The 12292-nt window shown below is 71.2% G+C and carries 7 protein-coding genes; 1 reads left to right on the forward strand and 6 read right to left on the reverse strand.

Features of this window, described 5'->3' with window-relative positions; genetic code table 11:
- Window positions 1–66: 66 nt before the first annotated feature.
- From GAS53_RS36825 to GAS53_RS36850, 6 genes are all read right to left on the reverse strand, one after another.
- Window positions 67–1680 (reverse strand): amino acid adenylation domain-containing protein, encoded by a 1614-nt coding sequence (locus GAS53_RS36825; protein ID WP_192583448.1) that lies wholly within the window; start codon window positions 1678–1680, stop codon window positions 67–69.
- A 353-nt stretch (window positions 1681–2033) separates the two neighbouring features.
- Window positions 2034–2255: an MbtH family protein gene (locus tag GAS53_RS36830; RefSeq protein ID WP_151482118.1), complete on the reverse strand. Its 222-nt coding sequence runs from the start codon at window positions 2253–2255 to the stop codon at window positions 2034–2036.
- 214 nt (window positions 2256–2469) lie between these two features.
- Window positions 2470–7785: a non-ribosomal peptide synthetase gene (locus GAS53_RS36835; RefSeq protein WP_151482119.1), complete on the reverse strand. Its 5316-nt coding sequence runs from the start codon at window positions 7783–7785 to the stop codon at window positions 2470–2472.
- Window positions 7786–7890: 105 nt separating this feature from the next.
- A complete protein-coding gene (locus GAS53_RS36840; protein ID WP_151482120.1) occupies window positions 7891–9315 on the reverse strand; it encodes a condensation domain-containing protein in 1425 nt (474 codons plus the stop codon).
- The gene (locus GAS53_RS36845; RefSeq protein ID WP_151482121.1) at window positions 9263–10072 is read right to left on the reverse strand and encodes a thioesterase II family protein; all 810 of its coding nucleotides are present in this window, start codon (window positions 10070–10072) and stop codon (window positions 9263–9265) included. The genes GAS53_RS36840 and GAS53_RS36845 overlap by 53 nt, the downstream gene beginning before the upstream one ends.
- A gap of 39 nt (window positions 10073–10111) precedes the next feature.
- Window positions 10112–11353, reverse strand: coding sequence for a cytochrome P450 (locus tag GAS53_RS36850; protein WP_151482122.1), 1242 nt, complete (start codon window positions 11351–11353; stop codon window positions 10112–10114).
- Between the two features lie 165 nt (window positions 11354–11518).
- Between GAS53_RS36850 and GAS53_RS36855 the strand changes: the two genes are divergently transcribed.
- Window positions 11519–12286, forward strand: coding sequence for a hypothetical protein (locus tag GAS53_RS36855; RefSeq protein ID WP_151482147.1), 768 nt, complete (start codon window positions 11519–11521; stop codon window positions 12284–12286).
- Window positions 12287–12292: the final 6 nt, after the last annotated feature.

The raw sequence follows: 12292 nt of genomic DNA on the forward strand, positions 1-12292 counted from the left end.
CGGCTGTTCTCCTCTTTTGCCGTGCCAACCACACATGCGGAAACCGTGCGGAACATCTGAGGTCCTTCAGTGCCGCCCGGCCTGCCGTGGTGCGGCGAGCGCGGCGCGGTCGATCTTCCCGTTGGCGCTCAGCGGGAACTCCTCCACCACTACGAGTTCCACGGGAACCATGTAGTCGGGCAGACTGCGCGCCAGGACATCGCGGACCTGACCGGGATCCACCATGCGGCCCGGCTTCGGAACGACGTAAGTGACCAGACGGTTCTGATCGGTGATGTCCCGTCGGGTGATGGTCACGGCCGCGGAGATGTCCGCGTGGGCGCACAGGACCGTGTCGATCTCGCCGAGTTCGACCCTGTTGCCGCGGATCTTCACCTGCTGGTCGAGCCGGCCGAGATAACGCAGCGTCCCGTCCTGGTTCCAGGCCACCAGGTCGCCTGTGCGGTAGACCCGGCCTCCGGGAACGAAGGGATCGGGGACGAAGCGTTCGCCGGTCAGGCCGGGCCGGCACAGATAACCCCGGCCGACACCGGCGCCACCGATCCACAGCTCTCCCTCGGCGTCGTGCGGCAGCAGCCGGCCCTGTTCGTCCACGACGTAGGCGACCGTGTTGACGATGGGCCTGCCGATACTGCTGATCTTCTCGACGGGGTCGGTCGACACCCTGCCGTGCACACAGCAGATCGTGGTCTCCGTGGGTCCGTAGAGGTTGTGGATCTCCACGTCCATGGCTGCCGCGAGCCGTTCGACGAGGGTGCCCGGCAGGTCCTCGCCACCGCACCAGACACCGCGGAGCAGCGGGGCGGAACGGCCCAGATCTGCGTAGAGGCGCCAGGTGGCCGGAGTGGCCTGGCAGATGGTGATCCGATGGCCCGTCAGCAAGGCGTGCAACTGCTCCGGGTCGCCGGCCGCTCCCTGGGGAGCGACCACCAGGCGGGCCCCGGCCGCGAGGGACACATAGATGTCCGTCCCGGACATGTCGAACGAGAACGGCACCACGGCGAGTGTCCGGTCGCTGCTGTCCATGCCCGCCGCGGTCAGCAGCCCTTCGACGAGATTGGCCAGGTTGCGGTGCTCGATCATCACCCCCTTCGGCCGCCCTGTGGACCCCGAGGTATAGATGACATAGGCGAGGTCCATCGGTCCGGGACCAGCCGTGGGCGGCACGTCCGGGACGGTGTCCAGGTCGACGTCCTCCACGCAGACGACGACCGTGCTGCTTGCGACCCGCAGCTGACGGGCGAGTCGTCGCGTCGTCACCAGCACGGCCGGCTCCGCGTCGAGCAGCACCCCGTCGAGGCGGGCGACGGGATGGTCCGGGTCCAGCGGTACATACGCCGCTCCGGCCTCCCAGGCCCCCATCATCACCATGAGCATGTCGGGGGTGCGGGGCAGACAGACCCCTACGAGGGAGCCGTACGTCGCGCCCGCATCCCGCATCACCCGGCCCCAGCGGCGTACGCGGCCGAGCAGTTCGGCGTAGGAGAACTTCGTGGTTCCGTACTCCACCGCGATCCGCTCCGGGCCGCCGTCGGCGGCCCGAGCGATCCTGCGGGGCACACTCCACTTGTGGAAGTCGGCGCCGGCGCGGTCCAGTCCCGGGACCGGGCGGCCACCGCCGAGGTCCAGCAGGCGGGCGACCTCGGCGCGGGCGAGCGTCCGGGGCTCAGTTCCTGCCATCGGCGGCACCGTGTTCCTCAGTGGCCGGTGCGAACGGCGTCTTCCCGATCCGGCGGGCCGTCGCGCGTTCGGTGACGGCGTTCCCGTCGGTCCGCGTCGGGGCCGCAGGGCCGGTGTCGGGTCGTCTTGGCGCCGGCGACCTCCGGCCTTCACGCAATGACGCGACGCGGGCCGCGCTCCCGCACGCTTGGGACACATGTGTCATGAGGTGACTCTCCAGATCGCTGTGACCTGTGCGCCCGGTCCTGCGGACGCACCGATCTTCCTGGCCGGTCAGCGCCGACAGCAGTCGGGGGAACTCCCTACAGCCGGGCCCGCGCGGCTCCGGGTTCGCTGGAAAACGCCGGCCTCGCTCAGGCCCGCCCCGCCTGCTGTTCCATGTGCCGGCGCAGACTCAGGGGCCGCATGTCCGTCCAGACCCGGTCGATGTGCGCCAGGCACTCCTCTCGGCTGCCCGCGGTGCCCTCCGCCCGCCAGCCCTCGGGCACGTCCGTGTCGGAGCGCCAGATCGAGTACTGGAGCTCATCGTTGAGAACGACCAGGTACCGGTCGCTGTCCTGCTGCTCGTCAGCCATGTGGCACTCCGGATGTGTGCGGGGAAGGTGCAGCCAATCTGGCACAGGCAGCCCGGCCTGCCATGTCCGGACACCTCCCTACCCCCGGGCCGGAATAGGCCAGGGGAACGCTCTCCTGCACACCGCGGGGCCCTGGAGGACGCGAGAGGGGCCTGCTCGGCCCGGCCGCGCGCACGGGGGTGCGCCTCGGCCGGTACCGCTCGCGTGTTCTGCCTTATACGCCTTCGTCGGCAGCCAGCATTTCGGACACAGCTTCGTCGGAGATGTCCTCCAATTCACCGAGAATCTGTTCCAGTTCATTCGGTGACGCCTGGTCCACCTGCGCCCGCTCCACCGTCGCGGCGAGCGACCTAACCGTCGTCCCGGCCCTCAGCAGGTCGGCGACCGAGAGTTCCACGCCCACATCTTCACGGATACGGGCGACGATGCGGGTGGCCAGCAGGGAATGCCCCCCGAGCGCGAAGAAGTCACCCGTCACGGAAACCGCCCGGACCTCCAGCAACTCACTCCACATCGCCGCCAGCCGGCGTTCCGTCTCGGTACCGGGTTCGGTGTGCGAGGACGGCACGTCGGCCGGCTCCGGGTCGGGCAGGGCACTGCGGGCCAGCTTGCCGTTCGGCCCGTGGGGTAGGGCGGGCAGCCAGACGAAGGCCGAGGGGATCATCGCCTCCGGCAGGCGGCCGGCCAGGAACGACCGCAGCGCGGCGGCGTCCACCGTCTCCTCCCCGGCTGCCCGCACGGCATAGGCGACCAGCCGGGGCTTCCCGTCAGGACCCGGCCGCGGAACTACCGCGACGGCGCTGACGGCCCGGTGTTCACCCACCGCGTCCGCCACCTCGGCTGGCTCTACCCGGTGACCCCGGATCTTGACCTGGTCATCGGCCCGGCCGAGGAAATCGAGCATCCCGTCGGCCGACCAGCGGCCGCGGTCCCCCGTGCGGTAGAGCCGCCCGCCCGGCTCGAAGGGATCCGGCACGAACCGCTCGGCCGTCATCCCGGGAAGCCCCAAGTAGCCGCGGGTCACCGGCAGACCGCCGATGAACACCTCCCCGGCCATCCCGACCGGAGCCGGCCGGCCGTGGGCGTCGAGTACGTACACCCGGGATCCCGGGATCGGCCGGCCCACGGGCAGCCGGGCCCCTCTGTCGGCGCCTTGGCGCACCGCGTGGGCCACGACCTCGATGGTCGTCTCGGTGGGGCCGTACAGATTGTGTAGCTCCACCGACGGCAGCCGGTCGTGGAACCGGGCGGCCAGCGCGGGGGAAAGCGCCTCGCTGTTGGAGAAGACCCGGCGCAGTGGACGCGCGCACGAACCGACGCGCGGTTCGTCGAGAAACACCGCCAGCATGGACGGGACGAAGTCGCAGGTGGTCACCGCCTGCTCCCGGATGAGCCGGACGAGGTAGCCGGGGTCCTGTTGTCCGTGGGGCCGCGCCAGCACGATTCGCGCACCGACGCTCAGCGGCCAGAAGATCTCCCACACGGAGACGTCGAAGCCCACCGACGTCTTGTGCAGCACCGCATCCGCCCGGCCGAGCGCGAAGTCCCGCTGCATCCACGCCACCCGGTTCGTGGCCCCGGCGTGCGGGGTCATCACCGCTTTCGGGGTGCCGCTGGTCCCTGAGGTGTAGACGACGAAGGCGAGGTTCCGGCCGTCCGCCTCCCGGGTCGGCCGGTCGGCCGGGACCCCGGCGGCAGGATGCGGGGTGCGGTCCAGGCAGAGCACCACGGGGGCGTCGTCCCCGTCGAGCCGGGCTCCCTGCGCCCGTAGCTCGCCCGCGAGTTCGCCGGTGGTCAGCAGGACACGCGGACGCGCGTCGGCGAGCAGGGCGGCGAGTCGGCCCGGGGGATGTTCGGCGTCCAGGGGTACATAGGCGGCCCCTGCCTTGAGGACTGCCAGCAGGGCGACGATCAGCCCGGGTGAGCGGGGCAGGCAGACTCCGACGCGTACATCCGGCCCCGCCCCCAGGGAGCCGAGCAGCCGGGCCAGGCGGTTGGCATCTGCCTCCAGTTCGCCGTAGGACGCCGTCGTGCCGTGCGCCACCACGGCCGTGGCCTCAGGAGTACGGTCCGCCTGTGCCTCGAACGCCGTGTGGAGCAGGCCGTCGGCGAGCGCGGGCGTACCCCGGCCGCTGAACTCGTGCACGAGGCGGTCGTGTGCCGCACCGGTGACCATCGGCAGCTCCCGCACGGCGGTGTCCACCTGGTCCGCGGCGGTGTCCAGGACGAGCTGCAGAGTGGCGAGCAAAGACGCGACGGATTCGCGCTCGAAGAGCGAGGTGTCGTACACCGCATGTCCGCCAAGACTGCCGTCGGGGCGCTCGGACACATGCAGGGACAGCTCGAACTGGGCTCCGGGGGCAGGCAGTTCAAAGGGCTCCGCCCGGACTCCGCGCGCTTCCCAGGGATGGGCCGGCAGGTTCTGCAGGGCCAGTGACACCCGCACCAGGGGTGCCCTCCCACCGGTCCGGTCGACGTCCGTGCCGTGCAGGATCTCCTCGTACGGATGGTCCTGGTACGGGTAGGCGGCGAGGCATGTGCCGCGCACCCGGTCCAGCAGCTCCCCCAGGCGCGGGGCACCCGATGCGTCGATACGCAGGGGAACCAGGTTGACGAACAGCCCGACCGCGTTCTCGGCACCCGGTCGGTGCCGCCCCGCCGCGGGCGTCCCGATCACGAGGTCGTCCTTGCCGGTCCAGTTGGTGAGCACCGCGGCGAGACCCGTGAGCAGGGCCATGAAGGGCGTAGCCCCTCGCGCTGCCGCACAGGCCTTCAGTCGCGCCGTCGATTCGGCGGAGAGCTGGAACGGCAGCGACGCGCCCTGCCAGGAGGGTGCCGGGGGCTGGGGCCGGTCCAGCGGGAGTTCGACAGCTGACGCGCCCTTGAGGGTCTTGCGCCAGAACGCCCCGGCGTCCGGATCGAGGACCGCCGCGGACGGCAGGAGCGCCGGATCCCCGAAGGCTCCGCTGCCCGCCGGGCCCTTGCGGTAATGGTCGCCGAGGCTCCCGAGCAGAAGACCCAGGGACCATCCGTCAAGGATGATGTGGTGCGCCACGACACCGAGGTACCACTCGTCCGTGGGCGCGCGCAGCAGGACCGCGCGCAGCAGCGGGCCGTTGGTCAGGTCGAACGGCTCGGCCGCCAGCTCTCCGATGGCCGCGGACGCGTGCTCGGCGATCGGGTGCTGCGGGCCCGCCAGGTACTCGAGCGTGCTCCCGGCGAGGTCGCGTACGGGCAACTCCACCGCGTACGGAGGGCGTTCGACCGCCCGCAGGACATCGTCGGCGCCCAGCTCGAACGTGGTTCGCAGAGAGGGATGGGCGCGGACCAGTTCACTCAGGCCGGCACGGAGCAGATCCGGGTCCACCGGCCCGGTCAGCCGGACTCCGCCGACGACGTGGTAGGCGCCGCCTGCCCCGATCCGGTCGAGGATCCACATGCGCCGCTGTTTGTCGGCGGCGCGGCCGTGCTCGGCGGGGGCCGCCTCTGCCACCGTCTGTGCCGAGGTCGCCGCGGGCCCGGAGGACGGTGCTCCGCCGGGAGCGGGACTCTCGGCGGAAACGGTCCGGCCGAGAGCGGACAGGGTCATCCCGTCGAGCAGTTCGGTGACGGCGATTTCGCAGCCGTAGGACTCACGCAGCGCCGCCGCGAGGTGCACGGCCCGCAGGGAATCCAGGCCGAGCCCGACCAGCGGGGTGTCCGCCTCGGCCCGGTCCGCGTCGACACCGAGTGCGTCACGGACGAGTGCGGCCAGCGCGGGGTCCACGGTGTGCTCGGGCACGGGCGGCCGTGCGCCCTCGCCGCTGTCGCGGGTCGTGGCCGCGGGCGTCACCCGTGACAACGCGCCGGCCGCCCACTGGTCGCGGCAGGCGGAGCGCCGGATCTTGCCGCTGGTGGTGCGCGCGATGGTGCCCGGCCTCACCAGGGCGACGTCGTGCAGGCGCACACCGTGCTGAGCGGCGACGACCCGGCGTACCGCGGTCTCGGCGGCGGATACCTCCGCCGGGGCGAAGCCCCGCTCGACCTCGTGGACGAGCACCACCCGTTCCTCGCTGCCGTCGTCGATGGAGAACACCGCGCAGCGGGCCGGACGCAGCCCCGGGTGCGCGGCCTCCGCGGTCTGCTCCAGGTCCTGCGGATGGTGGTTCCTGCCCCGGATGACCATGACGTCATTGGCGCGGCCGGTGACGAACAGCTCGCCGTCGCGCAGGAAGCCGAGGTCCCCCGTGCGCAGGAAGTCCTGGTCGCCATGGGCCGTGAGCCGGGCCCGGAACACGCGCTCGGTCTCTTCCGGCCGCCCCCAGTACCCGTCGGCGACCGTCGGTCCGCCGACCCACACTTCGCCGACGTGACCCGGGGCGCACTCCAGACCGGTGCCGGGATCGACCACCACCACCAGATTTCCGCCCTGCGCACGGCCGCACCCGGTGAGCACGGCGACCGGCCCGGTTCCGGGCCCGGCTCCGTCCGGCGCCCGTCCCTCTTCCAGGGCCTGCCGCGGGATCCGTACCGTGCGCGGTTCGGCGCCGGGAACCGTGCCGCCGGTGACCAGCAGGGTGGCCTCCGCGAGGCCGTAGCAGGGGTGAAAGGCCGACGGCCGGAAGCCGGCGGGAGCGAAGGCTTGCGCGAATGCCTCAAGCGTGGAACCGCGTACCGTCTCCGCGCCGACCATCGCGTGCTCCCAGCGGCTGAGGTCGAGCCGCGCCCGCTCTTCCTGGCTGGTGCGCCGCACGGCTTCGAGATAGGCGAAGTCCGGTGCGGCCGAGAGCGTCGCCCCCGTGGTGCCCATGGCTTCGAGCCATCTCAGCGGGCTGCGCAGGAAGGCTGTCGGGGGGAGCAGGGTCGCTGGAAACCCGCTGTAGAGGGGTTGCAGGATGCCACCGATCAGGCCCATGTCGTGGTATGGCGGCAGCCAGCTGACGCTGCGGCTGTCGGGGCCCGCGCCGATGGCGCTCGCGATGGTCCTGGAGTTGTGCATCAGGTTGTCGTGGCGCACCACGACTCCCTTGGGCATGCCGGTCGACCCCGAGGTGTACTGGAGGAACGCGGGTGATTCCGGTGCGGGCCGGGGCCCGACGGGGGCGCTCGCAGAGGCCTGCGGCAGCTCGTCGACGGCCAGCCAGCGCAGGCCAGGCGCGGAGGCCAGGGCCGACCCGCGGGAACGGATCTGTTCCAGACTCGCCGCGTCGGTGAGTACGAGACCCGCACCCGAGTCCGCGGCGATGGCCAGGACCTGCGCCTCACCGCGTGCGCTGCCGGGCAGGGCGACGGGGACGGCCACGGCCCCGGCGTACAGGCATCCGAAGAATCCCGCGATGTAGCCCTCGCCCGGCGGGAAGAGCAGAAGGACGTGGGTGCCGGCCGCACGGCGTTCCACGAGTGCTTGGGCGAGGGCGCGCGCCCGCAGTTCAAGTCCTGCGTAGGTGAGCACCGCAGAGGTGCCGTTGTCGGCCGGAAACTCGAAAGCCGTGCGGGACGGAGTCGATTCCGCCCGCTGCGACATGACGTCGACGAAGGTCGGTGCTTGCACGCTGGCTCCAGGTGATCGTCGGCGGATGGACACCACCGGTGCTGGACGGCGACGGCTTTCCGGCGCTGGTCCGGGTCGACCACCGCTCGCGCCCCGAGGGCCGGGTCACTGGCCTCCCACGACCGTGAGCACGCGCCTGTCCTGGTGTCCTGTCATCTCCTCCAGTACGCCCAGGTACTGGTCCATGAGCCGCTCGATGCGCTGGGGCGAGAACTGGGAGGTCCGGTAGCGCACCTGGCACACGGCCTGTTCGGCGTCGTACCGCAGACGGACGCTCAACGGGCGCAGGACGTACTGACGGGATGCCGTGATCCTCTCGGTTCGCAGCTCCCCGAGGCTCAGCAGGACGTCCAGTTCGTGTTCCGCCGTGAACTGGACGTGGCTCATGCGCTCCACCAGGTCGGGCGCGTCCAAGTGCGGTGCCAGAAGATGCGGCGGAAGGTCGGGGTGGGCGAAGTCCCGTGTGACGTCCTGGTGTGTCTTGTTGATGAGTTCCGCGAAGGTGGGATTGCCCGACAGGTCCGTGCGGATGATGACGTCGCCGGAGAAATCCGCGACGAGGTCGAGCAGTTCGGTCCTGTTCCGGCACGACACAGGTGCGTTGACCGCGACGTCGTGCTGGCCGGAGTTGCGTGCGAGGAGCACCGTGAAGGCGGCGAGACCCAGTGTGTAGAGCGTGGTGCGGTGGTCCTTGGCCAGCGCCGACAGCCGCCCGTACAGCTCGTGCGAGAGGGGCACCACCAGCATTTCACCGAGTTGGGAGGTGTCGGCGCCCTGTTCCCGGTCGGTCGGCAGGACCGCCGGCAGTGCGCCGGCCAGCCTCGTGGACCAGTACGCAATCAGCTCGGAGCCCCACGCCCCCGCGAGGCGCTCCGATTGCCAGGCCGCGTAGTCGACCCACTGCAAGGGCAGCGGGGGCAGGGCGCACGGCCGATCCGCCAGCTCCGCAACGTAGTAGGCCGCGAGGTCCCGGACGACCACCTCCAGCGACCGGGCCTCACCGATGATGTGGTGCAGCAGCAGCAGTGCCACGTGATCGTCGTCGGCCACCCGGAACAGCCTCAGCCGGGCGAGCGGGGCGTGATCGAGCGGGAACGGACGATCCACCTCCTCGTGCACCGTCCGGTCGAGGTCGGCCAGGTCGAGTTCGCCGACAGCAAGGTCCACCTCGACCTGTTCCGCCACCACCTGGGTGAGCCGGCCGTCCTCAACGCGCATCGCGGTGCGCAGCGTCTCGTGCCGGGCGATTACCGCGTTCCAGGCCTGTCCGAGCGCTGCGACGTCCAACGGTCCCCGCAGCCGCAGAGCGCTGACGATGGCGAGCGAGGGGCCGGGACTGCTTTCGACCGCCTGCCACATGCCCTCCTGCGAGACCGCGGCCGGGAAGCGCAGCTCACCGGTGGGGCGCGGCCGCACGGGAATCGTGCGGGCCGCACGCCGCCTGTTCAGCAGTTCCCGCTCGATCCTGGTGCGCTCCTCAACCCGATCGCGGTGCACCGGCTGCCCCCTCGTCTCCGGTGGTGTGCCCATCGGCCGTCTTCTCCTCGCCCTGCGGGCCCGGCCCGCCCGCAAGCAGCTCGGTCAGGCCGGCCGGTGCCTCCATGAACGCGTAGTGCGGTCCGCTCAGCAGAGGAAAATCGCAGACGCCGATGTCGCTCCAGCCGCCCATCAGCTCGTGCGGCACCTCCGTGTCCGCGTCCCAGCCGATGGCAGTGATGGGACACGCCACCCTTACGGGCTCCACCGCGCCGTAGTTCCGGTGCGCCGTCACGTCGCCGATCAGCACCTCGGTGGTGAGTTCCACCAGATCGGGCCGGGACGGAACGCCGAGGCCGGCCAGCAGCCCGGTCACCTCGGCCGTGAGCTCGGAAGGGGACAGCTCCAGAAAGCGCCCGTGCGGGCCTTGATGCGGAGCCACCTGAGAGGAGACATAGAGGCGAGCCGGCTGCGGATAGCCCGCCCGGGCCATGTGCAACACGGTCTCGTACCCGGCCAGTGCCGAACTGCAGTGCCCGAAGAAGGCGAAGGGACGGTCCAGGTACGGCAGCAGCGCCACGCTCACCGACCGGGCGAGCGCGCCCATGGAGGAGAACGGCTTCTCCCGGAACCTGTTTTCCCGGCCCGGCAGTTGCACGGGGCAGATCTCCATCTCCCCCACGAACCTCGGCCAGTTGCGGTACATGCTCGCGCCACAGCCCGAGTACGGCAGGCAGAAGAGCCGCGAGCCGGCCTCGGCGGAGGGCTCCCGCAACAGCCACTTTCCGGAGCGAGCCGTGGTCAACGCCATGTGCTGCTCCCCCTGTCGGCCTGCCTGCCCCGTCCGGAGTCAGTCACCCGGCTTCCTCACCTTCGCGGTCACGACAAGATGCTTGATGCCGGCGACGAAGTTCGAGCTCAGGTGCTCGGTCTCGCCGGCCCGTTCGAAATCGCTGAATCCGCTGCCGAGTTCGGTCAGCAGGGTTCGCAGACTCACCCGCGCGACCGTGTGTCCGACGCAGTAGTGGGCACCGCTGCCGAAGGCCATGTGCCGGTTCGGCTTGCGCCGGGCGTCGAAGGTGTACGGGTCGGCGAACACCTTCTCGTCACGGTTGGCGGACCCCAGCCAGACGACCACGGCGTCACCGGCCCGGATCTTGACGGCGCCCAGCTCCACGTCGTGCCGCGCGTGGCGCATGAAGTGGTTGGCGGGCGAGGCCCACCGGAGCGCTTCCTCCAGAGCGTCTGCCACCGACCGCGGTCGGAGCAGGTCCTCCAGCGCGGGTGTGCCGAGAAGACTGTCGAACGCGGCCAGTGGCACGTACGGAGTGGTGACATTCGCGCCCAGGAGCAGGCTGTAGCAATTGGAGAGGACTTCACCCGGCCCCAGGGGCTCACCGTCAACGGCCGTGGTCATCAGGAGGCTGATCAAGTCGTCTCCGGGCGTCCTGCGGCGCAGACGCACGATTTCGGCGAAGTAGGCGAACAGTTCCCGGTGTGCCAGTTCGACCGTGGCCTCCGGGGTTTCCTGCGACATGTACTCCGGGTCGTCCGCGGCAATCGCCATCAGGGTGAGGCGGGTGAGCCGCGGCCAGTCCTCCTGAGGCAGGCCCATGAGCATTCCGGCGACCGCCATCGGCAGTTGCGTGAGCGCTTCGGCGAGGTCGAAGGGTTCACCGGAGCGGGCCGGGGCCAGCAGCCGGCGCACCTGCTCAGCGATGAGGCCCGTGGAGCGTTCGACCGCCTTGATGGTCAGGGCGCGCTGAAGCGGTGCCCGCATCCTGGTGTGCCGGGGCGGATCGGTGGCTGCCATCTGCCGCCCGCCGGCCGGATCGTCCTTGCCCAGGAGGCTCAGCAGGGTTCCGCGTTCGGACGTGAAGGCGGTGTGGTCGCGCAGTACATAGGAGGCATCGTCGTAGGTGGTGACCGACCAGAAGCCACCGGAACCCACCGGGTGCCACCGCACCGGATCACGGGCACGCAGGGCGTGCCACACGGGGTGGGGGTCACCGTGCGCGTACGTACGGGGATCAACGAGGTCCACCGCGTCCAAGTCCACGGACAGCGGATCCACCGGCCCGGACACCCGCATCGGAGTCACATCCTTTTCGTCCCAGCCGCCGTGGCGTCCCACGCTTCTTTACGTGCCGACGCTGCTGGTCCGATGCAACAGCACAGTGATCAGGGACAGCCAGTCCGTGAAACCCCCGACTGGTTCTCCGGCCGGAGCAGGGCAGACTTCGCTGGCGTGGCAGACATGGAATCGCTCGTCGTACCCGCCCGGTTCAACGGCCCCGCGCGCAGCGCCAACGGCGGGTACTTCTGCGGGCTCGTCGCCGAAGCCGCTTCTCCCGAGCTCCACGGGCCGGTGGCCGTCTCCCTGCACGCCCCACCGCCGTTGGACGTGTCCCTCGGCGTTGCCACGACTGGCCGACGGGCGCATGTGTGGGACGGGACCGCACTCGTGGCCACGGCCTCACCGACGAGGTACGCAGCAGCGCCTCTCCTGTCCGCCACTCCGGCTGTCGCACGCGACGCCGCCGATCGCTTCGCGGGCCACCGCCATCACCCTTTCCCGTCCTGCTTCGTGTGCGGGCCTGCCAGGACCGCGCCGGACGGCCTGCGGCTGGCACCGGGGCCGGTGCCGGGAGAGGCGGGACGCGTGGCCTGTCCGTGGACCCCCGACGCGTCCCTGCCGCTCCGCGCCGGCCGGATCGCACCGGAGATCATCTGGAGTGTCCTCGACTGCCCCGCCGGCTGGACGACGGGAGCGGCGGACGTGACGCGGGTCCTCGGCTGGATGCACGCCGACGTGCTCGACCTGCCCTCGGTGGGCGAGCCCTGTGTGGTGACCGCGCGCCTCGACCGGCGGGACCAACGGACCACGACCAACACCACCGTGCTGCACAGCGAGGAGCGCGGGCTGCTCGCCCGCGCCACCACCCGGTGGGTGGTGTGGCCGACGGCGCCCGGCGGACCCCGGGACCTCGCCGCCGGGCCGGGGCCCGGCGGCGTCACCCGGTAGGACGCG

The sequence above is a fragment of the Streptomyces albicerus genome, assembly GCF_008905045.1.
Classification (GTDB): domain Bacteria; phylum Actinomycetota; class Actinomycetes; order Streptomycetales; family Streptomycetaceae; genus Streptomyces; species Streptomyces albicerus.

What these genes read in the sequence shown, in the direction of transcription:
- GAS53_RS36825 (WP_192583448.1), bottom strand. Translation starts at nt 1,680, where the DNA reads ATGGCAGGAACTGAGCCCCGGACGCTCGCCCGCGCCGAGGTCGCCCGC.
- GAS53_RS36830 (WP_151482118.1), bottom strand. Translation starts at nt 2,255, where the DNA reads ATGGCTGACGAGCAGCAGGACAGCGACCGGTACCTGGTCGTTCTCAAC.
- GAS53_RS36840 (WP_151482120.1), bottom strand. Translation starts at nt 9,315, where the DNA reads ATGGGCACACCACCGGAGACGAGGGGGCAGCCGGTGCACCGCGATCGG.
- GAS53_RS36845 (WP_151482121.1), bottom strand. Translation starts at nt 10,072, where the DNA reads ATGGCGTTGACCACGGCTCGCTCCGGAAAGTGGCTGTTGCGGGAGCCC.
- GAS53_RS36850 (WP_151482122.1), bottom strand. Translation starts at nt 11,353, where the DNA reads ATGCGGGTGTCCGGGCCGGTGGATCCGCTGTCCGTGGACTTGGACGCG.
- GAS53_RS36855 (WP_151482147.1), top strand. Translation starts at nt 11,519, where the DNA reads ATGGAATCGCTCGTCGTACCCGCCCGGTTCAACGGCCCCGCGCGCAGC.